Annotated in this window: 25 protein-coding genes; 5 read left to right on the top strand and 20 right to left on the bottom strand. The window is 31.0% G+C overall.

Annotated elements, in window-relative coordinates:
- The first annotated feature begins 367 nt into the window (after nucleotides 1-367).
- The 3 genes from murC (at nucleotide 368) to mscL (ending at nucleotide 2,802) form a co-directional block, all read left to right on the top strand.
- The gene (murC, locus tag DQN46_RS07300; protein ID WP_111743551.1) at nucleotides 368-1,675 is read left to right on the top strand and encodes a UDP-N-acetylmuramate--L-alanine ligase; all 1,308 of its coding nucleotides are present in this window, start codon (nucleotides 368-370) and stop codon (nucleotides 1,673-1,675) included.
- Between the two features lie 48 nt (nucleotides 1,676-1,723).
- Nucleotides 1,724-2,242, top strand: a complete 519-nt coding sequence (locus tag DQN46_RS07305; protein ID WP_111743552.1) for a DUF948 domain-containing protein — start codon at nucleotides 1,724-1,726, stop codon at nucleotides 2,240-2,242.
- A gap of 182 nt (nucleotides 2,243-2,424) precedes the next feature.
- Nucleotides 2,425-2,802, top strand: a complete 378-nt coding sequence (mscL, locus tag DQN46_RS07310; RefSeq protein WP_004633476.1) for a large conductance mechanosensitive channel protein MscL — start codon at nucleotides 2,425-2,427, stop codon at nucleotides 2,800-2,802.
- A gap of 47 nt (nucleotides 2,803-2,849) precedes the next feature.
- Here the strand turns inward: mscL and DQN46_RS07315 are convergent, their stop codons facing one another.
- From DQN46_RS07315 to DQN46_RS07370, 12 genes are all read right to left on the bottom strand, one after another.
- The gene (locus DQN46_RS07315) at nucleotides 2,850-3,293 is read right to left on the bottom strand and encodes a DUF3021 domain-containing protein (protein ID WP_111743553.1); all 444 of its coding nucleotides are present in this window, start codon (nucleotides 3,291-3,293) and stop codon (nucleotides 2,850-2,852) included.
- 12 nt (nucleotides 3,294-3,305) lie between these two features.
- A complete protein-coding gene (locus DQN46_RS07320) occupies nucleotides 3,306-3,740 on the bottom strand; it encodes a LytTR family DNA-binding domain-containing protein (protein ID WP_004633480.1) in 435 nt (144 codons plus the stop codon).
- Nucleotides 3,741-3,924: 184 nt separating this feature from the next.
- Nucleotides 3,925-4,119 carry a heavy-metal-associated domain-containing protein gene (locus DQN46_RS07325; protein ID WP_004633483.1) on the bottom strand — a complete coding sequence of 65 codons (195 nt, stop codon included), beginning with the start codon at nucleotides 4,117-4,119 and terminating at the stop codon, nucleotides 3,925-3,927.
- A 16-nt stretch (nucleotides 4,120-4,135) separates the two neighbouring features.
- On the bottom strand, nucleotides 4,136-6,586 hold the full coding sequence (locus tag DQN46_RS07330) for a heavy metal translocating P-type ATPase (RefSeq protein WP_111743554.1): 2,451 nt from the start codon (nucleotides 6,584-6,586) through the stop codon (nucleotides 4,136-4,138).
- Between the two features lie 158 nt (nucleotides 6,587-6,744).
- Nucleotides 6,745-7,419, bottom strand: a complete 675-nt coding sequence (locus DQN46_RS07335) for a transaldolase family protein (RefSeq protein WP_111743555.1) — start codon at nucleotides 7,417-7,419, stop codon at nucleotides 6,745-6,747.
- A complete protein-coding gene (locus DQN46_RS07340) occupies nucleotides 7,397-8,074 on the bottom strand; it encodes an HAD family hydrolase (protein WP_004633489.1) in 678 nt (225 codons plus the stop codon). The genes DQN46_RS07335 and DQN46_RS07340 overlap by 23 nt, the downstream gene beginning before the upstream one ends.
- A gap of 181 nt (nucleotides 8,075-8,255) precedes the next feature.
- Complete coding sequence (locus tag DQN46_RS07345; RefSeq protein ID WP_111743556.1) at nucleotides 8,256-9,053, bottom strand: SDR family oxidoreductase; 798 nt, start codon at nucleotides 9,051-9,053, stop codon at nucleotides 8,256-8,258.
- 21 nt (nucleotides 9,054-9,074) lie between these two features.
- A complete protein-coding gene (locus tag DQN46_RS07350; protein ID WP_004633493.1) occupies nucleotides 9,075-9,431 on the bottom strand; it encodes a PTS glucitol/sorbitol transporter subunit IIA in 357 nt (118 codons plus the stop codon).
- A gap of 110 nt (nucleotides 9,432-9,541) precedes the next feature.
- Nucleotides 9,542-10,546 carry a PTS glucitol/sorbitol transporter subunit IIB gene (gene srlE, locus DQN46_RS07355; RefSeq protein WP_004633495.1) on the bottom strand — a complete coding sequence of 335 codons (1,005 nt, stop codon included), beginning with the start codon at nucleotides 10,544-10,546 and terminating at the stop codon, nucleotides 9,542-9,544.
- A 17-nt stretch (nucleotides 10,547-10,563) separates the two neighbouring features.
- Entirely contained in the window at nucleotides 10,564-11,109 is a 546-nt protein-coding gene (gene srlA / locus DQN46_RS07360) for a PTS glucitol/sorbitol transporter subunit IIC (RefSeq protein ID WP_004633496.1), read from the bottom strand.
- Between the two features lie 20 nt (nucleotides 11,110-11,129).
- The gene (locus DQN46_RS07365) at nucleotides 11,130-11,570 is read right to left on the bottom strand and encodes a transcriptional regulator GutM (protein WP_111743557.1); all 441 of its coding nucleotides are present in this window, start codon (nucleotides 11,568-11,570) and stop codon (nucleotides 11,130-11,132) included.
- Between the two features lie 16 nt (nucleotides 11,571-11,586).
- Nucleotides 11,587-13,497 (bottom strand): BglG family transcription antiterminator, encoded by a 1,911-nt coding sequence (locus DQN46_RS07370; protein ID WP_111743558.1) that lies wholly within the window; start codon nucleotides 13,495-13,497, stop codon nucleotides 11,587-11,589.
- Between the two features lie 563 nt (nucleotides 13,498-14,060).
- On the opposite strand from DQN46_RS07370, the gene DQN46_RS07375 reads away from it, so the two are divergent.
- Together DQN46_RS07375 and DQN46_RS07380 are read left to right on the top strand one after the other, a co-directional pair.
- Nucleotides 14,061-17,135, top strand: coding sequence for a YhgE/Pip family protein (locus tag DQN46_RS07375; protein WP_111743559.1), 3,075 nt, complete (start codon nucleotides 14,061-14,063; stop codon nucleotides 17,133-17,135).
- Nucleotides 17,136-17,422: 287 nt separating this feature from the next.
- Complete coding sequence (locus tag DQN46_RS07380; RefSeq protein WP_111743560.1) at nucleotides 17,423-18,259, top strand: DegV family protein; 837 nt, start codon at nucleotides 17,423-17,425, stop codon at nucleotides 18,257-18,259.
- Nucleotides 18,260-18,313: 54 nt separating this feature from the next.
- Here the strand turns inward: DQN46_RS07380 and DQN46_RS07385 are convergent, their stop codons facing one another.
- The 8 genes from DQN46_RS07385 to DQN46_RS07420 form a co-directional block, all read right to left on the bottom strand.
- Nucleotides 18,314-19,018 carry an RDD family protein gene (locus DQN46_RS07385; protein WP_004633506.1) on the bottom strand — a complete coding sequence of 235 codons (705 nt, stop codon included), beginning with the start codon at nucleotides 19,016-19,018 and terminating at the stop codon, nucleotides 18,314-18,316.
- Between the two features lie 13 nt (nucleotides 19,019-19,031).
- Nucleotides 19,032-20,003: a signal peptide peptidase SppA gene (sppA, locus tag DQN46_RS07390; protein ID WP_111743561.1), complete on the bottom strand. Its 972-nt coding sequence runs from the start codon at nucleotides 20,001-20,003 to the stop codon at nucleotides 19,032-19,034.
- A 49-nt stretch (nucleotides 20,004-20,052) separates the two neighbouring features.
- Complete coding sequence (gene dnaB / locus DQN46_RS07395; protein WP_111743562.1) at nucleotides 20,053-21,414, bottom strand: replicative DNA helicase; 1,362 nt, start codon at nucleotides 21,412-21,414, stop codon at nucleotides 20,053-20,055.
- A gap of 22 nt (nucleotides 21,415-21,436) precedes the next feature.
- Nucleotides 21,437-21,880, bottom strand: a complete 444-nt coding sequence (gene rplI, locus DQN46_RS07400; RefSeq protein ID WP_111743563.1) for a 50S ribosomal protein L9 — start codon at nucleotides 21,878-21,880, stop codon at nucleotides 21,437-21,439.
- A gap of 56 nt (nucleotides 21,881-21,936) precedes the next feature.
- A complete protein-coding gene (locus tag DQN46_RS07405) occupies nucleotides 21,937-23,892 on the bottom strand; it encodes a DHH family phosphoesterase (RefSeq protein ID WP_111743564.1) in 1,956 nt (651 codons plus the stop codon).
- A 1-nt stretch (nucleotide 23,893) separates the two neighbouring features.
- Nucleotides 23,894-24,886: a DUF2232 domain-containing protein gene (locus tag DQN46_RS07410; RefSeq protein ID WP_111743565.1), complete on the bottom strand. Its 993-nt coding sequence runs from the start codon at nucleotides 24,884-24,886 to the stop codon at nucleotides 23,894-23,896.
- A gap of 209 nt (nucleotides 24,887-25,095) precedes the next feature.
- Nucleotides 25,096-25,890 (bottom strand): ABC transporter ATP-binding protein, encoded by a 795-nt coding sequence (locus DQN46_RS07415; RefSeq protein WP_111743566.1) that lies wholly within the window; start codon nucleotides 25,888-25,890, stop codon nucleotides 25,096-25,098.
- A gap of 2 nt (nucleotides 25,891-25,892) precedes the next feature.
- Nucleotides 25,893-26,771: an ABC transporter permease gene (locus tag DQN46_RS07420; protein ID WP_111743567.1), complete on the bottom strand. Its 879-nt coding sequence runs from the start codon at nucleotides 26,769-26,771 to the stop codon at nucleotides 25,893-25,895.
- Between the last annotated feature and the right edge of the window lie 10 nt (nucleotides 26,772-26,781).

Genomic DNA, 26,781 nt, shown 5'->3' on the forward strand with positions numbered 1-26,781 from the left:
CATTTGTTTAATTATACCATACTTATTCTTAAATTATTTATAAAAACAAATATTATTCTTACTTTTTTACTTCTATCAAGTTTTTAGCCTCCAACTAATTTTAAACTGTAAAGCATATAATATAAAATATTAAAATTGAGAATAATATATTAAATAAAGTCTATTGGCAACTCTAAATGTAACCTAATTATAATTTAAAGTTATATTAATATCTTCTATAATTATTATTTTACTACCCTTTTGGGTTATATCAAAAAATATTATCAGTTGAATTTTTCCCTATTTTAAGGTAAAATTGTAGTGCTTATAGAAATTTTTTGTAGTAATTATTTTCTATTTGAATTAACGAGATTTTAGGAGAATTGTAATGAGTAAATATCATTTTATAGGAATCAAAGGATCTGGTATGAGTTCCCTCGCACAGATTGCCTATGATATGGGACATATTGTCCAAGGTTCCGATGAAGAAACTTATTTTTTTACACAAGAAAAATTAGAACAGCGTAATATACCGATGTTCTACTATAATGAAGAGAATATAAAAGAAGGCTATGAAGTTATCTTAGGAAATGCCTTTGATGACACGCATATTGAATGTCGTCGCGCCAAAGAATTAGGTTTAAAAATCTATACCTATGCTCAATTTTTAGGTAAACTACTAGAAGAAACACCTTCTATCGCCGTAACAGGAGCTCATGGTAAAACTACAACTACTACTATGATAAGTAATATTTTTAAACATAATCGTGTTACATCTTATCTAATTGGAGATGGAACTGGGCACGGTGAAAAAAATTCAGACTTTATGATTGCAGAAGCGTGCGAATACTATCGTCACTTTTTAGCCTATCATCCAGATTACGCTATCGTAACTAATATTGATTTTGATCATCCTGATTATTTTAATGATGAATATGATATGTTTGATGCATTTCAAAGCTTTGTCAACCAAGTTAAAAATACAGTAGTTATATGCGGTGATGACCGTTTGGCTTCTAAGTTAAAACCTGCTCACGCTAAAACAATTACTTATGGATTTAACGATGGAAATGACTACCAAATAAAAAACGTTCAAACTTCTACTGAGTACAGCAAGTTTGATATTTATAAAAACAATACTTTACTTGGAACATTCACTATGGCGATTTTTGGCTTACATGACATTTCTAATGCTACTTCTGCCATTGCTTTGGCTGATATCAATGGTATTAGTGTAGAAAAAATCCAAGAATCATTAGACTTATATCGTCCAGCAGAACGAAGATTTAGCGAATATAAATTCAGTAGTAATGTAGTTGTTGATGACTACGCTCATCACCCTAGCGAGATAAAAGCTACTATTGATAGTGCTCGCCGCAAATATGCAGGTAAACAAATTGTAGCTATTTTTCAACCACATACTTATACAAGAACTGCCAAGTTCTTAAATGAATTTGCTGAAAGTCTGCTAACTGCAGATAAAGTATTTTTATGTCCAATCTTCGCTTCAGTCCGTGAAAAAGAAAAAATTGTTGGAATTGAAGATTTACAAAAAGTAACTCCGGGTTCTAAAATCATTCATGGAGAAGAAGATTTTGACAAACTAAACTTTGAAAATACGGTGTTTTTATTTATGGGAGCCGGAAATATCAATAAACTTTGCCATAAATTTTTTGAAAAAAATACTAGCAATTAAACCTTATTTTAAATATAACGAATACACCATCTCAAGGAGGAAATATAAATGTTAAATATCGATTGGCTTGTACTTGCCTACGCAGGAATTTTTCTATCAGGAGTAGGAGTACTTATTATTTGTATCAGTGCAGCAAGAACTTTAGGAACTGCAAGAAAATCTATTATATCTGTTACAGAGTGTGTGGAAGATGTAACTAATATTGCTGAAGACGCACTTACTCTTGCAAAAGATTTAAACGAAACTGTTAAAAAAGTAGAAGGTCATTTAGAACCAATTATGGTTGAAACTAACATCTTACTACAAAACGCAAATATCCTTGCAGAAGATATACAAGTAAAATCTGAAAAATTAGACCCATTATTTAATACAGCTGAAGGTCTAGCTTCTTCTATTAATGGACTTCAATCTTCTGTAGATAACATGAAAAATAATGTTACAGGTTTTAGAAAAAATACTGATGAAAAAATCAACAATTTATCTGAAAAAGTTGAAGAAAATAAGAGTAAAGCAGCTGACTTACTTAACAAATTCTTTAAGAAAGAAAAATCTTCAGAAGAAAACTAAGATTTAAGACAATTAATATAGAAAATTAGTATCCCTCAAAACATTTATCTTTGAGGGATATTAATTTTAGCATTAATTTTTATTATAAAAACTATCTAATTATATTAAAATCCTTGCTTTTATTTCCAATTTAGTGTATCATACATAAGTATAAATTTTTATAAAGGAGAACAAAATATTTTATGTTAAATGAATTTAAAAAATTTGCTTTTAAAGGTAATGTATTAGATCTTGCAATCGGGGTTATTATGGGGGCTGCTTTTGGTAAAATTGTAAGTTCATTAGTAACTGATATTATGATGCCACTTATCGGACTTCTTTTCCCATCTAAACCGGACTTCACTAACTTGGCTTGGGAAGGGATTAAATATGGTAATTTTATTCAAATTATCATCGACTTCTTAATAACTGCTGTAGCTATTTTCATCTTTGTTAAAGCTATTAACACTGCTAAAGAAAAAATGGCTAAAGAAGAAGCTGCTGAGGAAAAAGCACCAGAAGTTGATAGTAAAGAAGAACTTCTTAAAGAAATCCGTGATTTATTAAAAGAAGGTAAATAATTAAAAATAAAAATTAAGGAGCTGACGATAAATCGTCAACTCCTTTTTTATTTATAATTAGATAGTTTACTATTTATTTTTTTTATATCATTTCTAACACTTAGATAAGATACCAAAGCTATTAGAGCATATAAGAAACTTGAAAATACTAACATTAGCATTAGAGTTTTTAACCCTACAAACCATTTTAAATAATATCCTGCTAGTAATAATGGAAGCATTATTAGAAGGTAATGTTTTAAAAATATCGTTTTAAAGTTTTGCTCATCTACATTTTTAAAAATCTCACTGGCAAATCCTTGTAAAATCCCCAAAACGATAAATATTATAGTCTGGACTATCATCGCTTTATTAGTATTTGAAAAACTATCTAAAAATTCAGGAACACCTGGAGCATACTCTCCATGTATCAAACTAAATACTAACGATAAGATACTTCCTATCCCTACCCCTATTAAACTAAATACCACCATTTTTCTAAATAATTTCATTTTATTTTCCTCCTATATACCGAGTTTCAACTTAAATTCTTTAATCATTCTACGAGATACATAGCTAATATCAGAATTTTTATACTTTATGACTATCGTTCCTGTATTACTAAAATCTAAGTTTTTGATAAATTTTATATTCGCTATTTCACTTTGTGATATTTTTATAAAATTACGAGTTACCATATTTTCTACTTCATAAAGCTTTTTCTTCACAACATATGTATCTTTTAATGTTACAACAAAAGTTTTTCTATCCTCTATATACACCCTTATTATTTCACCTATATCTATAATACTCGCCTTATCTTCAACTATTCCTATTAAATACTCAGAACTATATTCGATATAATTTATTAAATTCTGAACTTCTTTATCAATCTTATTAGCACTAACTACAACTAATGTCTCTTTTACTTTTTCGTCTATATTCAACTCGAGTTTCATAATAACTCCTCCTTTCAATTATTATTTTAGCGAAAAAACAATATTAAATCTATACCTTTTGATTATCTGGTTATTTTACATACCTATTCGGTTTTTTCTTTATCTATTTTTAATAGAAACTTAAGCAACTCTATTCATCATAGTTAAAGACCAACCAAGAAATAATCTTGATTGGTCTTCTATTTTAATCAATTTTAAATTTTGTATCACTCAAGGCTTTTTGTAATACTTCTTTATCGGTTGTTCCTACTACTATTAATTTTTTCTTAGCGATATCAACTTCTACAGTTTCTACCCCTTCTATATCACTAAGTTTTTCTTTAACAACAGCAGCACATCCTCCACACTTTACTCCTTCTATATTATAAACTTTTTCCATGTGAACCTCCTGTAAATTATTTTATTCCTATTCTTTTTAGTCTTAATGCATTTAATACTACCGATACTGAACTAAAACTCATTGCAGCTCCTGCTATCATCGGATTTAATAGCGGCCCTCCAAATATATGTAATACTCCCATAGCAACAGGAATACCGATAATATTATAAATAAATGCCCAGAATAAATTTTCTTTAATATTTTTTATTGTCACACGACTTAATTTTATTGTACGAGTTACACTAAGCATATCATTATTCATAAGAACAATGTCTGCAGATTCTATTGCTACATCTGTTCCTGCCCCCATAGCTATTCCAACATCTGCCTGTACTAAAGCTGGGGCATCATTAATCCCATCACCAACCATTGCAACCCTATTTCCAGCTTGTTGAAGTCTTGCTATTTCTTTACTTTTGTTCTCTGGTAACACTTCACTAATTACTTCATCAATTTCAATTTGTTTTGCGATAATTTCTGCAGTTTTTTTATTATCACCAGTGAGCATAATTATTTTTATTCCCATTTGTTTTAATTTTTTCACCGCTTCTTTACTTGATGTTTTAATTGTATCTGCAACAGCAATTATTCCTATTAATTTGTTACCATAAACAATAAATAGCGGTGTTTTCCCCTCTACTGAGAATTTGTCAGCTATTAAAAGATGTTCTTCTATTGAAATAGAATTATTTTCCAAAAATACTTTATTTCCTACTAAAATATTTTCTCCATCAACTTTACCCGAAATTCCAAGGCCCGAATTAGCTTTAAAATTTTCTACTTCGCTTAGTATAAATTCCTTCTCACGCGCTAAATTTACTATTGCCTCTCCTAGTGAATGCTCTGAATAATGTTCTATACTTGCCGCTAAACGCAGAACCTCATTTTCATCATAATTATCAAATGAAACTACATCTGTTACTTTTAATTTTCCTTCAGTTAATGTCCCTGTTTTATCAAAAACTACCACATTTACGCTTTGCGCCGTTTCTATTACTTCCCCACTTTTTATTAAAATTCCATGCTCCGCACCAAGTCCTGTCCCTACCATTATTGACGTTGGAGTCGCAAGTCCTAACGCACACGGACAAGCAATTACTAATACGGAAATAGAAATAGTAAGAGCAAATATCCATGACTCATGACCAACAAAGTACCATAAAGTTCCCGATAAAACAGCTAAGAAAATAACTACTGGAACAAACACGCTTGCGATTTTATCAGCTAATTTTGAAATTGGTGCTTTTGATCCTTGTGCTTCTTCTACAAGTTTTATAATCTGAGCAAGAGCAGTATCTTCTCCGACTTTAGTTACTATCATTTCAAAAGTTCCTGTTTTATTAATACTTGCTCCTATAACATTATCACCAATATTTTTGTCAACAGGTAAACTTTCACCAGTTAACATTGCTTCATCAACTGAACTTGCACCTTTTGTTATCCTTCCATCCAAAGGTATTTTTTCTCCAGGTCGTACAACAATTATATCTCCAATAACAATATTTTCAACATTTAGCTTCACTTCTTCTCCATTACGCATGACGTTAGCTGTCTTTGGTGCTAGACTAACTAGCGCTGCTATCGCCCCAGAAGTTCTTTCTTTAGAAACTACTTCAAAATATTTACCAAGTGTGATAAGCGTTAAAATAACACCCGCAGATTCATAGTACAAGTTCATCACTGAGTGCTCATTTCCTAAATAAATTAGAACAGTCGAATACAAGCTATAAATAACTGCAGCACCTGATCCTAGTGCAACTAATGAATCCATATTAGGATGGCCTTTAAACAATGACTTAACCCCAACTAAATAAAAACTTCTACCTAAATACAAAATTGGTAAAACTAAAATTATTTGAATAGTAGCGAATAATTTCGCTTGTTCCATTGGATTTATTATCGTAGGTAAGCCTATCATATCAGCCATAGATAAGTATAATAAAGGAATTGCAAATATAGCAGACCATAAAAATCTATGTAATAAACTATTTATCTGTTTCGCTTTTTTTACTTTTTGTCCTTGAGTAGAATCTTTAAAAACCTTATCTTCTATCGCCTTGAATCCTGCTCTCTCTACCGCATCTTCTATATCCTTTATATTTACTTTGCTTCTATCAAAAATAACAGTCATCTTTTCTGTAGCTAGATTTACACTAACACTCTGCACTCCGGAAACTTTTCCAACAACATTTTCTATATTACGAGCACATGATGCACAACTCATACCTTCTAAAGAAAAAGTACTTACATTATTATCTACCAATTTTGCAAAATACCCTGCATTTTTTATAGTTTGCTCTATATCTTCTGTACTAACCTCTTCTTCACTCTCAATAAACATCTTCTCTGTTGCAAGATTTACACTTACATTTCTCACACCAGAGATTTTGCTCACTATTTTTTCAATACTACTTGCGCAAGAAGCACAACTCATACCCTCTATATTATATATTTCTTTTTTTATCATAATCTATACCCTTCTTTCTAAATTGGACTATGAAGAACATATTCGTTTACAACTGTAATCTCTGTAGCACCTTCATCATTAAATTTTGTCAATGAAGCATCAGAGCCTTCTTACATCTAGAAAAAAGCCTTAAGAATAATTCTTAAGACTTTTTAAAATTAAATTCCATCCACTATTTTTTTATCACCAAATCTATTTTCCCAATCTTTTTCAAAGTCAAAGACTGATTTATCTGTATAAGGATGCCAAATGCTCGCCTCTATTATCTCTGGGGCTATCGTTGCTGCTTCCGCACCACAACGTAGAATATCTTGAACTTGTTTTACATTTTTAAAACTTGCCGCCAAAATTTCAGTTGGGTAATCTATTAATAAATTGCTTATTTCCAAAATAGCTTCTTTTGCATCTTGCCCTACATTTTCCATTCTGTTTACATACGGCGCGACGTAATTAGCTCCATTCTTCGCTGCAACTAAAGCTTGCATAGCAGTTAAAATAGCTGTTGCCGTCACCCGTATATTTTCTTTACTACAAAGTTTTATTGCTTCTAAACCTGCCTTTGTCACAGGAATTTTTATATAGAAACTCTCTCCAAAATAATCACGAAGTTTTTTAGCTTCTTCTACTATTTTTCCAACTTCACTTTCTGTCGTTTGAATATGAACTTCATATTTTCCATAAGTAAATTCTTTTAGTTCTTTTAATTTATCCTCTAAAGAGCCTTCTATTTTTGATAATATCGTTGGATTGGTAGTTATTCCTGCTATCGTATAATATTTTTCTATTTCTCTAGCTTTTTTTATATCGGCGCTATCTATTAAAATCTTTGTCATTTTCTTCCTCCAAAATATTAATCACTTCTCCTAGATTTTTCAAAATTCTATTAGCAATCTCAATACATTCTTCATCTGGCTTGAACATATCTGGTACCATAAAAACAGTTGCCCCTGACGCACGTCCAGCCTTTATCCCAGATTTAGAATCTTCTAATACTAAACAATTTTCTGGTTTTACTCCTAATCTCTCTGCGGCTAATAAAAATACATCCGGTGCTGGTTTCCCATTTAAAACTTCTTGACCACTTGCTATTTTGTCAATATATTTTCTAAGTCTTGTTTTTTCCATATTATTTTCTATATGATCTATATTAGATGAAGAAGCCACTGCTATTTTATAATTATTTTCTTTTAAATATACTAAAAGTTCTTCAACATTAGGCATTTTATCCGGTCCAGTTGTGAATAAAACCTCTTCAATATAGCCATAATGATCATCGGCTAATTTTTTCCCATCAACGTGACTATCTTCAAAATAATCCTCCCAAAACTTGTAGATAGCTGCTTCAGTGAAACCTAATACCTGTAACGTTTCTTCTTTAGTCATTTCATAATCTTGCTTCTTAGCACTACTTATTAAAGCTTTTGTAGATAAACTTTCTGTGTCTACCATTAGACCATCCATATCAAAAAGAACTGCTTCTATTTTCATTCCCTAATCCTCACACATTATTATTTTTCAATATAATTATAATTCAAAAATTATTTCTGCACAAATAGTTTTCAAAAACAATTTTAAAAAACTAGGAGACCCTTGTTAAAAGTATATTTAAAGCTAGAAAAAGAAAATCTACCTTTTAGAATACACTTCAACTTTACCCCTAGTTTTTATTTTATCCTCTTGTTTTTCCACCAGCTACATTATATGTAACACCGTGAACATAACTTGCACGATCACTTGCCACATAAACTACTAAATCTGCAACTTCTGATAGTTTCCCATCGCGACCTAATGGTGTAGTTTTTGTACTTGTATATCCAGCGCGAATTTGTTCTACTGTAACTCCTCGTGTATACGCAAGTGCCTCTTCATATGCAAGTGTTCTTAGTCCTGTTGCTTCTAGTATACCTGGTGCAACACCCACTACTCGAACGCCAAGTTTACCAAGTTCTTTTGCCCAAGAACGAGTTAGTGAATTAACTGCATTTTTACTTGCTGCATATATACTTTGTCCTTCTGAACCTTCTAATCCAGATTCCGATGACATATTAACAATAACCCCTTTACCATTTTTAACCAGAATACGACCTACTTCTTGTGAAAAGATAAATAATCCTTTAACATTAATATCCATAATCTTGTCATACACTTCATCAGTGAACTCATATTTACTTTCTGGATTATTTTTATCTACTAGTAGACGTGGAATATTAATACCAGCATTATTTACAAGTATGTCAATATTTCCAAACTTTTCTAACGTTTTAGAAACAACATTTTTCACATCACTTCTTTTTGTAACGTCACATTTTACATATAGAAGTTTTTCATTATCAGTTTCTTTTTCTGATAAATCACTCACCACAACATTACATCCTTGATTTAAAAATTCATCAACTACAGCTGCTCCAATGCCTGAAGCACCGCCAGTTACTATTACTGTTTTTCCTTCTAAATTTAACCAACTCATTTTACTTTTCTCCTTTAATTTTTATTTTTCAATTGTTATTTTTGTATTTATATCTATTGGCGGACAACTTTTATTTTCTACTACGATTGCACCAGGTAATAAACTCTCTAAATCACCTGAAAAATGTACAGTTAAATGTCCAAGATCTACAAGATTTTTCTCTGCAACGTCACCTACTCCAAGAATTTCAAATCGTTCTCCATCAACTGTCAGAGTTTGCCCTACTTCTATTTTTCCATTTGTCGGTAGAACATCGATACTATAACAATAATCCTTTAACATATCTGGTGCGTTATCTCCAAATAAGATAAACATTCCGTCACCAAATTCACCAACTAAGCTTCCTTTTGCTTTTACTATATTTTCATAAATAATCATAATATTCTTCCTTTACATTTTATTTCCCTAGAGATATTTTTGGTCGACTTTGTCGTTAATGAGGGAGCGAATGCTCCCCGTAAAATTTAATTTTTATTTAAAAGTATTTCTTAAGAGTACATTCCAAAACTTGCTAACCACGCAACAATTACCCTTGGTACCCCTATGATGAATCTTGAATAAAGCACAGATACCACACCAACTTCTACTGTTTCTGGTTCTGCTTCTGCAAGTCCAAGTCCTACAGGGATAAAGTCACATGCACATTGTGTATTAATTGCAAACAATGCTGGTAATGCCAATTGAGGCGGAATAGTACCTTTCCCAATTTCAACACCGATTAATGTACCAATAATTTGAGCAATAACTGCTCCAGGTCCAAGTAGTGCTGATAATAGTGGAATAGAACAAACAAACCCAAGTGCTACAAGACCGAAAATATTACCTGCAAGTGGTGTTAATAATTTAGCAAACCAATTCCCAAATCCTGATCCTTGTATAATACCGATTAACATAGCAACAAATGCCATGAAAGGTAAAATTGTTGTAATCATAGATTGAACAGCATCTCTAGCTGCTTGATATAATGTATGTACTACTTTCCCAGCACCCATACCAATTTTTTGAATAATAGATGATTTTGAATTTTCCGCTAAGCTTTGAGAAACTTTTTTATCAGCGCTATATTTAAATTCTCGTTTTGGTTCTTCAACTGCCACTACTTCTTCAGCAACTTCACTACCTTCTTCTACAGTAATTTGATCTAATCCTACTGCCGATACATAAATATCTTCTTTAATAAATTTTGAAAGCGGCCCACTAGGTCCTACTGGCATAATATTTACTGTTGGAATTCTTTTTTGCGGGTAAATACCACAACGAAGTGTTCCTCCACAATCAATAATAGCTAAGAAGATTTCTTCATCAGGAACTGATGTTTTAAAACCATTAACCGGTGTTGCCCCAGTTAATTTAACGATTTTTTCTACAATTTCAGGTTCCGCTCCGCCACCTGTAATGTAAAGAATTTTATCTTTTCCTGGTTTTGGAGTAACTACTAACGGTCCTCCAAAACCTCCACTACCTTTTTCTATTTTAATTGTTCCGTATGTCATAATTAATTCTCCTAACCTTATGCTTTAAGTGTATTACTTAACTCAATTTTCTGTTGTTTCATTACCATTTTCGTTGTGAAATCTGTTACCCAACCTGCAAAGAAGTTCATTACTAACCCTACTAATAGGTATCTTACTGCAAGAGGTGCTACATTTAAACCTAATTGAGTAATACCGTTTGCAATACCTAAGTAAATAAAGATTTCTCCAACGTTAATATGTGGAAATACCCCACTGTTTGTATGACAGTGATATGATGCTGATGCATAATAACTTGGTTTCATTCGCTCTGGTAAAAATTTACCCATTGATAATGCCATTGGGTTTGCCAACATGAAAGCTGAAACAAAAGGTAAGATACCATATGCTAAAATTACATTTTTAGAACAAACTTTAGCAAACTTTTCAACTCTATGTGGCCCTATAAAAGCAACCAATGCATTCATAAAAACTAGTAGTAATAGAACTTTAGGTACTATTCCTCCTACCCAACTTACGAAAACTTTTGCACCTTCATCAAATAAACCTGTAAAGCCTGAAGCTATTTTAACAATATAATCCATATTGCCCTCCTTAATAATATTTAATTAAATTTTAATTTTTTTGCTAATTTCCCGAATGGACTTTGTTCCATTTCAACCTCTCCACCCGCAGAAATTGTTTTATAATTAACTACACCATCTAATACTGCACTCGTTAATGATGAAGAAAGTCTAATCGCTTTACAATCATCTCTATTTATTGTTCCTACTTTAATTCCATCAAAGTAATCAAACTTTTTAAATCTCGCAAGAACTGTAACACCTTGCATTGCTTCTCCAGTAATAACTTTATCGTTATTATCTATAGCAAACATAACAATTGCACCTGCACGAGCAGCACCATTTTTTCTCCCTATAACAACCCTTCCTTTTCTTCTAAGTTCTGCATAACTTTTTTTAAAACTGCTCATTTGAACAAAAGTTAAAGCATACTGCAAAATAAAGGCTGCAATAAACAATATTCCCAAAACCAATAAATTCATGAGTTCCTCCTAATATTTATCTATATAAATTAGTATGTTTTATAAAATAATTCACAAGTGAATTATATCCTTCTACTTTTGATATATCATCAATTAATTTTTTATCTTTTATTATCGAAATAAGCTCATCATAAGTTTTCGCCAAAAGTAAACCTTGATCACCATCTTTAGGTACACACGCCAAAAATATTAATTTTAACTCTTTGTTGTCTTTAAAACCATCTTTACATACCCCAAGGGCTATTAATAAACTATTTTCTTTTTCATTTTGTGTATGTGGGAATGCCACGCTATCAGCAAAAATCATCGAAGATTTCTGTTCACGTTCTCTTATTCTTAACAGAAATTCTTTATCTACAAATCCCTTAGCCTCAAGTCCTTTTATCATTGTTTCTAGGTTTTCTGCATATGTTTTGCGATTATCACAAACAAAAAATGTACTTTCTGACATAGAACTTAACACTATTGATTCCATTCCTCTTATAGCAGGATTATTCATTTTATTAACATATCTTAAAAAATTTATCTCTTTTTTTAAGTAGACTATATCCAAAATCTCATTTTGATAGATAATAGGGATTGTTGTTTCAAAATTCTTATTTACTGTAGAAATTATAATATCAAAATCATCATATTTAACATTTTCATAAGTGGTGACTACTGTTATTTCTGAACTTTGACTTATATTTTCTAATTCCTTAATCATAAGTTTTTTGTACGCTGGTCCAGCATTTGTTACTAATAAAATTTTCAAATTGTCTGGTTGAATCTTAATTTTTTTAAGAAAAGTTTCAAAATATATGGCCAGATAACTGATTTCATCTTCTGAAACACTATACTGATATTTTTCTGTTATAACTTCACTCGCCGTTCTTGCTATCTTATATGATACTGGAAAATCTTTTTTGATTTTTTCTTTCATATTATTATGATATCGAACACCGTACTTTAACCTCTCCATTAAAAAATAGATATGATAAATGAATTCTTCTATAATATCTGATGTATCAAACTTAAGTCCATATTCATAGACAACTATTTCTAATATTTCTTGAACTAATTTTTTATACTCTTCTGTATATTTTAGATTTTCCCTTATCTTATTTATCTTAGTAGGAACTCTCATAGTAGCGAAGCAAATTGCTAAAAATTTCATTTCATCTTGATTCAATGTTATTCCATATTTTAAAGTTGTGTATTCGCATACTTCTTTAATAAAATCTTTGGCATAACTATCAAGCAGTTCTTCATATTGATTTTCTACTAAGTTCAGCCTGAATCCATTAGCAAATCTATCAATACTTACTGTCAAATACTTTAAAAACTCTCCTTTAGCCTGTTCATCAATCTTATATTTTACAAACATCTCATCAAAAAATTTATTGTCTTCTTTATCAAAAATATCTTCTTTATACATATAGTTATAAATATTTTCTAAAATAAAAATTCGAATATCCTTTTCTAAGCCAACTATTTTAATTCCTATGTTCGGCTTTCCTTTTATTACTAAATTATAATCATTTATTATTTCATTTAGTTTTTTCAAATCAGTATTCAGTGTAGTTCGACTTACTATCATTTCAAAAGCGAGATCATCTATTAATTGCCCATCACTTGTTGACACTAACTTTTTAAAAATATAAACTAACCTTACCTTACTAGAGTCAAAATTCTCCCCAGCTTCATAAATACTACGTTTCTTTTTGAGATATTCTTCAAGTTTTATTATATAAAGACTATAATTTGAATTTTTACTTTCAATATATGCACAAGATCCAAATATTTCATTTAAAGATTTTATTTCATTATTAATAGTTTTTGAACTAACTTTTAATACGTCTATCAAATATTTATCCTGAACTAAGAAATTCGATTCTAGTATATTTAGCAGTCGCAAACTTCTATTATCATAATTAAAAATCTCCATTTACTTCACCACCTATATTTATTATATATTTCAAACTAAAAAAAATTAATACGGTTATTTTCTTAGGAAAAGAAAAACTCTTTCAAAACTTATAGTTAGCTATAAGTATGCATATTTTGGATTACTTTAATTTTTTTATTGACAACACAAAAAAAATTTAATATTTACTTATACTAATCTTAGTATTAATTTTTCTTATACTTTCTATTATAACTCTATTTCCCATATTTTAATAGTGTACTTATTCCTTCTTTAATTAGGACGGTTTCAGAAAAAATTTTAATTAATATATATTATTTTATAAGATTACAAAAAATAACCGCAATCTCTCGCAACCCTTTTAGAATAAAGCTTAATTGATGATATAATATCATAAGAGATATATTATTTATCCATATTATGAATACTGCAGCTTATATTTAAAACTTAATAGTTTATTATTGCTTAAAAATATTTTGACTTTTAGTTTAAAAAGGTATAGAATATTGTACGTGGTATGCAGCTATATCACGATATTATATTAATTAAAGAAATTTTATTAATAAAATTTCTTAGGAGGATTTATGATAAACAAAGAATTTAAAACTCTTTTGAAGAATAAAGGTTTAATTATCACTATGGCTATCGTACTTCTAGTTCCTATCCTATATGCAGGAACTTTCCTGAAATCTGTTTGGAATCCGTATGACAACACTGGTAATATGAAAGTCGGAGTTGTTAACCTAGACAAGAAAGTAGATTTTGAAGGAAAGACTCTAGAAGTTGGAAACTCAATGGTTAATAAACTAAAAGAAAACAAAAAAGTAAATTGGCAATTCGTTGATAAAGAAACAGCAGAAAAACAACTAAGAGAAGGTGACTACTATATGGTAGTAACTATTCCAGAAAACTTCTCTAAAAATGCTACTACTTTATCAAGTGAAAATCCAGAAAAAATGAATATTGATTTTACTACCAACTTTACAAAAAGTAAAAACGGTGAAAAAATCATGGAAACCGTAGCGAGCAACTTAACAAAGACAGTTAAGGATCAAGTCGTAAAAACTTATAGTACTACCTTATACAGCAAGTTTTCTGAAATTGGAGGTTCTCTTCAAAAAGCTGCAGATGCATCTAACACTTTAAATAACGGGCTTTCTCGCATTAGCGCTGGAGGAGAAAAACTTGGCAGTGGTATCAATCAACTTTCAAACGGTTCAAAACGTCTTGCGACTGGTCTTACAACATTAAATGATGCTGGGGCAAAACTAGGAGACGGTATTTCTCAATTACAAAGTGGTTCAGAAACACTATCAAATGGTTTAAGTTCATTAAATGACAAAAAAACTACACTAGGTGCAGGTATTAATGAGCTTACTGCTGGTTCTAATACCTTAACTGCTGGATTCGATGCATTTAAAACTAAAAGTGTTATGTTAGCTTCTGGTGTAGATACTCTTTACAACGGAAGCAAAGAATTTCAAGCCGGACTTTTAAAATATACTAATGGCGTACTTACTCTTAATGAAAAATTATTAGCTAAAAAAGATGATTTAAATAAAATTAATGCTGGTGGTGCTACATTAAACAATGGTATGGAAAAATTAGTAGATGGTATTTTAAAAATTAATTCTAAACTTCTAGATAAACAAGATGATTTAAATAGATTAATCGCTGGCGGTACAGTGTTAGAAAACGGTGTAACTAGCCTTTCTGAAAAAGCACCGAAATTATACGAAGGTGCTAGTAAAATTAATGCTGGTTTAGACACACTAAACTCTAGTTTACCTAGCGATCGTGATTTATCATCTAAAAAAAGCAAACTTAACTCGACTATCGACCAATTAAAAGGTCTAAAACTTACTTATAGAACAAACTTTAACCCGCTATCTAGCGCCTTTACTGAATTAGGAACGCAAATAGAGAGTATTAAAGAACTTATAAGTAAAATAGATTCACAAGTTACACCTGCTGCCACTCAAAGCAGTAACAACTTCACAAACTTAAAACAACAATTAGATGCAACTAATTTAACAGAAACTCAAAAAGCTAGCATCCTTGCTGCTGCTCAAAGCGATGTTTCTGCTGCATCTCCTCAACCAAGTGCTACTACGCAAAGTAATAACCAGATAAAAACTGATCTTACTACAGCAATCAATTCTGTTTCTTCAAAATATTCAAGCATGAAGTATCGTGTAGGAAAATTACAATACATCCAAAACCAACTTGATAAATTTGATGTAAACAATCTTGCAACAGATCTTGATGGAACTATATCTGGTTTTTCTACAATAAAAAATGCCGTTGGTAAATTAGCTGCTGGTAGTGGCGAATTAAAAGCTGGTTTATCAATAATGAATGACAAAACACCTACTCTTGTAGCTGGATTCAATCAATACAAAGGCGGAGTAGATCAAACTATAACATCACTTACAACTGGTGAACTTGCAAATGGAGTTAACAAACTAGCAACTGAAACACCAAAATTGAAAGCCGGTTTAACTAACTTTACTGATGGTGTTAATTTACTTACTACATCTATGAGTACAGGAGAATTAGCACAAGGTGTTGGAGCCCTTGCTACTAAGAGTTCAGAACTACAAAATGGATTTGATAAATTAACTGGAGGAATTAACCTATTACACGGAAAACTTCCTGAACTAACAACAGGAATAGATGCTTTAGTTAATGGAAATGCTAAAATCAATGCTGGACTTAACAAACTACAAGCAAAAATCCCTGAACTTAGCATTGGTATCCAAAAACTTGATGATGGCGGTAAAAAGCTATATCAAAACTTGACCGTTATGAAATCTAAAGCACCAGAATTACTTGCAGGTATGTCTACTGCGAAAACTGGAGCGGTTAGCCTTTCTACAGCACTTGCTCAAATGCAAGCTAAAGCACCAGAATTACTTGAGGGATTAAATAAAGCAAAAGATGGTTCGGGTCTATTAGCTGATAAACTTTCTAGTGGAGCTGACAAAGTAGCATCTGCGAAAACTGGAGACAAAAACTCAGATATGTTAGCTAACCCAATCAAAACTAATACCCATGATATTGCAGAAGAAACTAGCTATGGTAATGCTATGGCACCATTCTTCTTAGTATTCGGATTGCTTATAGCAGCAGCTGCATTTAACATTCTATTCCCAGCCCGTAATCGTGAAGCTGGAGAAAGTGTAGCTGGACTATTTAGCTCACGTCTTGTAGCAATGTCTACATTCGCTATTTTCGCTGTAATAATCGAAGTTATTGCTATGAAATTATTCTTTGATTTCAGAATAGAATATTTCGGAATGTACTTCTTTGGATTAATAATTTCAGCTATAGTATTTATGATAATAACGCACTTCTTATCATATACATTCGGAAAAATAGGTAATGGATTAAGTATTGGATTTGTAGCATTACAATTTGTTCTTACTACACCACTATTCCCTAAAGAAATGCTACCTACATTATACAGTGGTTTAATCCCATTCACTCCTGTTTATTACGGAGATGTTGCAGTTCGTCATGCAGTTCTTGGCGGATTGACTGGTGAAATTTATACTAATGCTATATTAATCTTAGCTGCTTTAGGAATTATATTCCTTGTACTTACTTACATTTCGTACAATAGAGCTAACAAGACTATTATAAACTTAGCAAAATAATAATTATCGGGACTGATTCTAAATCAGTCCCTTTTTATTACTATACCAAATTATAAATTATTACTCAAAATAAAAATATAATTAGGGATAGCGAATATATCTTTTTGATAGGTTTTATTGGAAAAGATTGAAATAATAGGTTATTCGATACTTTTATTTTAAACATTCGATAAATAGTTAACTTTTTATTTCTCTTTTTGTTTGAAAAATTTTATTTTTTATTGTATTATAATTAAGTAGAAAATTTCTACTTAATAAATATTTAAAAATATGAGGTACATAAAAAAATGAAAACAGCTTTTGTATGTGATTCTACACTACAAGTTAACGAAGAATTTTGTAAAAACTATCCATTGCCAATCGTACCACTAGAAGTGCGTTTAGACGATGAATTATATGAAGATAACGTAACAATTACCCCAGAAGAATTTTACAAAAAAATAAACAGTGGAATGAAACCAAGCACTAGCCAACCTTCTGTTGGGAAAATTCTTGAAGTCTATGAAAATCTAAAAGCACAAGGTTTCGAACGTATAGTAGTATTCACAGTTACTAGTAAACTTTCTGGAACTTATTCTTCATTTACTCAAGCTAGCGAGTTAATAGAAGGTATTGATATAAAGATTATCGACACATTACAAGTGGCTAGAATAGTGGGTTGCGCTGTCGAGAAAATTATAAAAGACTTTTCTAACGGAAATTTAGCATATGAAAATATTGAAGATGAATGCCGTAAGTTACTTAAGCAACAAAATATCTTAGTAACTATCGAAAATATGGATTTCTTATATGCTGGCGGTCGTTTAACTAAAACTCAATTTTTACTATCTAATTTCCTTAACATCTTGCCTATAATAACTATAAAAGATGGTATTCTTGATGTTAGCGGAAAACATAGAGGTATGAGTAAGGTTTTAACAAAAATTTGCGAAGAAATAAAAGAAAAAGATCCTAAGTCTCTTATTATTTTATATACAACGGATGATCTTCTTAAAAAAGCTCAAGATGTTGTCGCAAAAACATTTGGCAATATAGAAACAGAGGCTATAATTATCTCTCCTGTTATAGGAACTCATGCAGGACCCCGCGCAGTCGGAATTGGATATTTAGAATACGAAAAATAGTATTACACAAAAACTTAAAACGCCATAGAATATAATTCTATGGCGTTCTTCATTTTAACCTTCTTGTTTCATATTTTCTAACCTTTCATTCATCTGGCGACGAATACTAGAAAAGTCTTCTTTTACTACTACTGTATCAGCTATATAATCATGAAGTCCTTTTTTCTTATCTGTAAATGCAACAACTATATACGGTATATTAAATAAAGCTATCGTTAACAATCTTCCTATCACTTCACGGTATAAAACATCTGATATTTTTAATTTCGTTCCCTTATTTGTTTCTACCTTAACCTTCATTATCATTTTCCCTAAAGTTTGCGAGAAATAATATGTCATTAAAATAAAATAAGAAAACATTACAACTACATAACTAAGTCCCTCTTCTCCTAATATTGGGAAATATAATTCTCTGTTCAATAATCCAAAAGAATAAGTATTTAACAATCCCGCTAAAGCAGCTACTACTATTAGATCAATTATATACGCAATAAATCTAACCCAAAAACCTGAATAAAAATTTCTAGAAAAAATTAAATAATCTTTTAATGTAGTTGGTAATGAAAAGTTGGTGTTATCTTTACTGGTAGTTTCTTTAGTTTGTTCATCAAATCTATTTTCTTCTATGCTACTAGATATCCCCTCAACATTAGCTTTATCTACAGATTCAGCCATCTTATCAAAAGTCTGTTCCGAACCATTTTCTAAACCTTCGCATCCATTAGAAAAGTCATTTGAATTGAAATTATTATTTGTCATATTAATAACCCCCTTATCCTAAATAACTTCTCTCTACTTGATTAGATGTAGCTTCACTATTCAATTCTGAAATAATACTCTTCATCGTAGCTTTTACAAAACGACTTAATAAGCTTTCTGCCGCTTTATCCGGTCGTAATTCTATTACTTTTGGATTAAATAGTTTTTTATCTTCTTTGATAAAATTAATAAGATCTTCTTCAGTCCCAATTTTATCAATTAACTTATTCTCAACAGCCTGAGTTCCTGTATAGGTACGACCATCAGCAAGTTTTCTCACCTCATCTTCACTCATATTACGACCTTGTGCAATTGCTTTTACAAATCTATCATACGCTTCTTTATTTTGCTCTTGATAAATCTTTCTAGTTGATTCTGGAAGGTCCTCTAATAAACCACCTATTGCTTTTTGTTCTCCAGAACGAATAGTCTCTTGTTTTATACCGTGATCATTTAAGTATTTTTGAGCTGAAACAAAACTCATTATTACCCCTAGTGAACCAGTAGTTGTTTCAGTATTGGCAAAAATCTTTTTAGCTGCCATAGATACATAATAACCACCTGATGTCGCTTGTTTTTTCATAGATACATAAACATCTTTTCCACTATTTTTTAATTCATTGTAAAGTTCTGCTGTTTCATAAACTCCTCCACCTGGAGTATTAACTGATAATAAGATAGCTTTTACATTAGAATTAGATTTAGCTTCTTTTATTTGGTTTATTATTGAAGCGCGCGAATATGTATTTGTCATTTCCGCTCCAATCTCACCTTCTATAGAAATCTTTTGAATAGTTTCATCACTATTTCCATCAACTAATGTTAACTTATGTACACTTTGGCTTCTCAAGAACATCTGCACATAACTATCTTCTGTATTTTGTTTCTGTATAGTGCTTTTAGTTAATGTTCCATTAATTAGAGAGAACACGACTAGCACCATTACTATAACTAATGAAATCACTCGTTTATTTTTAAATTTCATATATTAACCTCTATCCCCTTTTAATCTTTTATATTTTAAAATACCTAAATTATTCTGCGTATGTTTTAGATACAAACTTGTTATATCTCTTCATAAACGCTAACTCTGCAGTCCCAGTTTGACCATTTCTGTTTTTCGCAACTATTACCTCAACAGTGGATACATCACTAGGTTCTTGAACTTCATTTTCATCAGCATCTTCACTGCGATAGTAATCTCCACGATAAAGGAATGAAACTATATCAGCATCTTGCTCTATACTTCCTGATTCCCTTAGGTCACTCATCATCGGTCTTTTATCATGACGTGATTCTACACTACGTGATAGCTGTGATAAAGCAATAACAGGACACTCTAACTCACGAGCCATCTGTTTTAAGCTTCGCGAAATCTCTGATACTTCTTGTTGACGATTATCCGTTCGTTTACTTCCTTGAAGAAGTTGAAGATAATCAATAATTACTAAATCTAGACCATGCTCACTTTTTAGTAACTTACACTTTGCTTTAACTTCATTTACTTTAATAAAAGCACTATCTTCTATAAAGATATTTTTTTGATTCAAGAAATGCACTGCTGTTTCTAGTTTCATAAGGTCATCGTTATCCAATGAACCTTTTTTTATCTTCTCAGAATCTAACATCCCTTCACTACAAATCATCCTAGAAACCAGTTGATCAGCTCCCATCTCTAGTGAGAATAAAGCAACCGTACGTTTTTCTTCTTCTGAACGATGATTTTTCCCAGCTACGTTTAACGCTATATTAAGAGCAAAAGCTGTTTTCCCCATAGAAGGACGAGCAGCTAAGATTACCAAATCTCCTTTACCTAAACCGATAACCTGGTCTAACGAACTAAATCCTGTAGGAATTGCTATATTTTTACCTTCTCCCGACATACGTGCAAGTATTTCTTTAAATACTTCATCAGTAACATCACGCATATTTTTAAAATGAGATGTTTTTGCTCTTTCCATCGCACGTTCTACTTGATCAAATAACGTAGATGTTAGTGCATCAATATCAGCATTACCTTGATTCATTTCCTCTGTGCTGCTTAATAAAGCTCCACGTATTTCACGATAAATAGAATATCTTTTTACAAGATTTGCATAATGCATAATATTACGAGCACTCGGAGTAACGTCATAAACATCTACTATATACAACGAGGCATCCACGTTTTTGAATGCCCCACTGTTATTTATTTCTTCAAATATAGTAGTGGTGTCTGGTAGTATTCCCGCTTCATCAAGGCGTAAAATAGCACTATAAATATCTTTATTTTTTTCATCATAAAAATCTTCTGGATCAACTGTTGCTTTAACTTCTATCAACTTTTCAGGCTCTTGCATAAGAGCTCCCAGTAAAGATTGCTCTGCCAACAAGACAGAATCTATATGATATTTCATATTATCACCTATAAACTATTTCTTATTGTTCCACTACATGAACTTTAATAGTTCCTTCTACTTGATTATGTATTTTAATTTTTACATTTGTATATCCTAAAGCTTGAATTCCATTTGGTAAGTCAATTTTCTTTTTATCAACTTTTAAATCATGTTGTTTTTTCAATTCCTCAACAATTTGTTTTGAAGAAACTGATCCGAATAATCTTCCACCTTCTCCAGCTTTTACTTTAATCTTAACTTCTAATCCTTCTAATTGCTTTGCTAACAGATTTGCTTGAACTAACTCTTCTTGTTTATCTTTTTCTACACGTTTTTGTTGTCCTTTTAATGTTGCCATATTAGCAGTAGTTGCTTGTATAGCTTTTTTGTTAGTTATTAAAAATTTAGCATAACCATCTGCTATTTCTTTAACATCACCTTTTTTCCCTTTTCCTTTAACATCCTCTATAAAAATAACTTTCATTACCTTATCTCCTTTTTCCTTTATTTTCTTATGTTTCTAGCAGATTGATTCAAGTACTAATCTTCTTGCAATAACACCCTGTCTATCGCATCATTTAAGCGAACTAATGCCTCATCTAAATCTACACCTTCAATCTGTGTAGCTGCATTAGCAAGGTGCCCACCGCCACCAAGTTCTTCCATGACTAATTGAACATTCATATTCCCTAAAGATCTAGCCGAAATACCCACTTTATCTTCATCCAGATATCCTAAAGCAAAACTACATTCAATACCCTTTAATGTAAGCAGTAAATCTGCGCTTTGAGCAAGCATGACATTTGTATATCTCTTATCATCTGGCGCTTTAACGATAATTATCTCTGGTGTTTTTTGGATTGCATTATTAATAATTTCAACTCTACTCATAAAGTTTTCGATAGGTTCTTTTAGAATAGTCTTCACCTTTGTTGGATCTGCCCCATTACTACGTAAGTAAGCCGCAGCGTCAAAAGTTCTTGATCCTGTTCTTATTGAGAAGTTTTGAGTATCTACCACAATACCACCCAACATAATTGTCGCAGCTAATGGTGTAATTTTTTCAATCTTAGTTTGATATTCTATAAGCTCAGCTATCAACTCCGAAGATGACGAAGCATATGGCTCTATATAAGTCAGTAGCGGATTCGTAATTATATCTTCACCACGCCTATGATGGTCAATAACAACCTTTTTATTTGCTTTTGATAAAATAGCTGCATCAATGACACGTGAAGCATCAGATGTATCAACTACTATCAACGTTGTTTGTGGCGTCATAAGTTCCCAAGCTTCATCACTATCAACAAAAACATTTGACAATGTTTCATCAGTATCATTAATCTCAAACATTATTTTTTGGATTGTTTCATCCTGATCACTTTCATTTAAAATAATATAGCATTCTTTCCCTACTAACTTAGCAAAAGTATATATACCTATACATCCACCTATAGCATCAAAGTCTGGACGTTTATGCCCCATAACAATAATCTTGTCACTATCACTAATAATATCAGCTAAAGCATTTGACACAACACGAGCCTTAATACGAGTTCTTTTTTCCTGAGGATTTGTCTTACCTCCATAGAATTTAATTGTACCATCTATATCTTTCATGGCAACCTGATCTCCACCTCGTCCAAGAGCAAGATCTAACGAACTTTTCGCAAGTTCCCCTAATTCCGGTAAAAAGTCAGTTCCCATTCCTACCCCTATACTAAGAGTAATAGGAGCATCAAACTCCTCTTTTAAATTTCTAATAGAATCCAAAATTTGGAACTTATTTTTTTCTATTTTTTTAAGGTCTTTTACATTTAATAACCCTATAAATCTGTCTTCATCAATACGTTTAAGATAAATACTATTTTTCTTTGCCCATTCAGTTAATACTGTAACAACTTGTGAATCAAACTTACTTGCAACCTCATCATCAAGAGAATCATAAACATCTTCATAATTATCCAAACTTAAATTGAAAATAATAGGTCGAGTATCACGAAATCTCTGCATAACGACTTTACTTTCAGTAATATCAAAGAAATAAATATAACCACTATCTTTTTGATAATTCACCTTATAATGCTTCCCAAAAATCTCAAACTGATTATCTACTGGTGTTTCCAATTCAAAAAGATCTTTTATCTCTGGCATCAATTCTAAAATGTTTAACCCTTTTATCTCTTCTACTTTTATATTTTTGTAAATAAAGTTATTTGCCCACTCTATATTTCTATCCTTATCGATAACAATAATTCCTATAGGGAACTTATTAATACCTTTTTCTGTTGAATCTTTTATACGATTAGTCAATTTACTAATATATTTTTCAGTCTGTTCTGAAACTTTTTTCTTATAGTAGAAAAATAGCATAAACACGCTAAGACCTACTACTAGATAGACCGCTAAACTTATAAGATTCATTAATCCTATTATAATTGCACCAATAGTGTATAAAGCAAATATAACTATTTCATATTTTCTCTTTGCATTCATACTATTCTCCTTTCTTTATAATATATGTTTCTCGTAATCTAAACAAACTATCAACGAAACCTACCAACTCAAAAATAGAGCTGAAAATAATGATACCAAACACAGCTAACGCCTTAGTCACTGGTGAATCCCCTTTTTGTTCTATGAAAAAGAACGCTGTAAATAGACCATTTAAAACAAAAATCAATGATAAAATATTCGTTAAATTTTGTAAAAGTATATACCAAAAATTATAAGAATTAGCCCCCATCATAGATTCAACTATTAAGTATACCAATGTAATAGTTATGTATATATATCCCGTTTTAGTACTTATCATAATTCTGCTAAGTTTTGGAAATGTTGGTATTATAATGTATTCCCTTGATAGCATTGATAATGTATATTGTAGTAATGCCAAACTATAAATAAATAGTGAAATGAATAATGTTACAGGGAACGTTCTTTGTATATTTTCAAAACTTGATAAAACTAAACTCTTATCCAAAGATTGATTAGCTGTCAACATAGCATTAATATAATCATTTATAAACTTTAAAATTTCTTCTTGATTAATATTAATAACCCCATACTTTATAAGTAACAACACATAAAATGCTAATCCTATAAATAAGAATGTTGTAATTATAATAAGTAAATATATTTTTGAATATCTCTTAACTATAGATTGGTATATTAAATACGCAAGAAGCATGTGCATTACAAACCAAAACAGCATATGAGGTGATGATAAAAATACTAACATCGCTGTCCCAACAGCAGCAAGTGGTATATAAAATTTTAAACCTTTGGCCCCTAAAACATAAGTAAGAGGAAATATCGCTAAAAAGGCTGTTAATAATTCAACTTTTAACAAACTTCCCAAAAGTATTAATAATAAAAAGCTAATACTATAGGCTATAACTTTATTATTACTTGGTTCTCTATAGAAAAATTTACTATCAAGAAGTTTCTCTAACTCTCTCTTTAATGTTTCTGAAATGTTATTATCCAACTTAACACTCCTTTATTGTTTTTTATATCTATACTTCATGTATGATATCCTTTTTATTATACCAAATTTCGCTGTTTTTTGAAAGAATAGCGACGAAAATTAATTAAAATTTATGAGTAACTTTTCTACCAAAATAAATATAAATTCTTTCTTTTTCTCCAATAAAAAATAGAGATAGACATATCTAATATCTATCTCTTATTTAATCTCTACAGCATCATATCATCGTTAATAATATTACTTCCACTATTCTTTTTGAATAATTCTAGCAGTTTTGCTACGGTTAAATCTTTTTTCTCTTCACCTTTTATATCAACAACAACATGGCCTTCATGAAGCATAACTAGACGATCACCATATTCTATTGCATGTTCCATATTATGAGTTATCATAACTGTTGTTAAATTATTTTTCTTAATGATTTTATCCGTAAGGTTCATTACCATAGCGCTGGTTTTAGGATCAAGAGCTGCAGTATGTTCATCTAAAAGAAGAAGTTTAGGTTTAACAAGTGTCGACATAACCAAAGTTAACGCTTGGCGTTGCCCTCCTGATAGAAATTCCACACTACTCTTCAATCTATTTTCTAGACCTAATCCTAATTCCTCTAATGCTGTTTTGTAAAGTTCTCTATCATCTTTTTTTACACCTGGAGAAAAAGATCTTGATTTTCCTCTTTTTAGCGCTATCGCCATATTTTGCTCAACAGTCATCCTTGTAGCTGTTCCCATTTTTGGATCTTGAAATACACGCGAAATATCTTTTGAACGTTTTGTTACATCATCTTTTGTTACATCTACTCCATCTAAAGATACCATTCCACTATCTGGGAATAACACGCCCGCAATAACATTCATCAATGTAGACTTCCCAGCTCCGTTACTTCCTATTATAGAAACAAACTCCCCATCTTCTATCTCCAAACAAAGATTTCTAAGAACATAATTTTCATTTATCGTTCCTTTTTCAAATGTTTTTTCTATATTCTTTAATACTAAACTCATTTTTATCTCCTAACACCCTTTGGGAATTTTTTCTCTAATTCAGGTATAAATAAAATTATTGCTAAAATAATTGCTGAGAATAATTTTACAAGTTGGGTATCCATACCTGGTATCTCTAATACTAATGAAATAACAAGTCTATAAATAATTGAACCGATAATTATAGAGGCTATTCTCTTACCTAGGCTAAGGTTTTTGATAACTACTTCTGCGATTATAATAGAAGCAAGACCTATAACAATTGTTCCTACCCCCATATTCAAATCAGCAAAACCATTATTTTGAGCAAGGAGCGCTCCTGATAAAGCAATAAAACCATTACTTATCATATAGCCTAAGATTTTCATATTATCTATTCGTATACCATTAGCTGCACTCATATCTTCATTATCACCTGTTGATAAAATCGCTAGCCCTACTTCTGTTTTTAAGAACACAGTTAACAAGACTATTAATACCAATGAAAATACTAACCCTAATAGAATTACCGCATAGACTTTTGGTATTCCAAAACCTTGTAACATTGTCACCAATGTTTTTTCTTTTAATAATGCTATATTAGCTTTCCCTAAAATTTTCAAGTTTATTGAGTATAACCCTGTTAAAGTTATAATCCCTGTTAACAATGCCGGAATTTTCATTTTTGTATGCAATAAACCAGAAACCACCCCTATAACAAGTCCTCCTAGCATTCCTAAAAAGGTTGCTAAAAAAGGATTCATACCATTCACCAAACTTATTGCACATATAGCTGCACCTAATGGAAAACTTCCCTCTGCTGTCAAATCGGGAATATCTAACAATCTAAAAGTTATATATACCCCTATGGCCATAATCGACCAAAGTAAACCTTGTGAAACACTTGATAATAATATATCCATCTTATCCTCC

Origin of the sequence: Gemella morbillorum (genome assembly GCF_900476045.1) — a bacterium.
GTDB lineage: Bacteria > Bacillota > Bacilli > Staphylococcales > Gemellaceae > Gemella > Gemella morbillorum.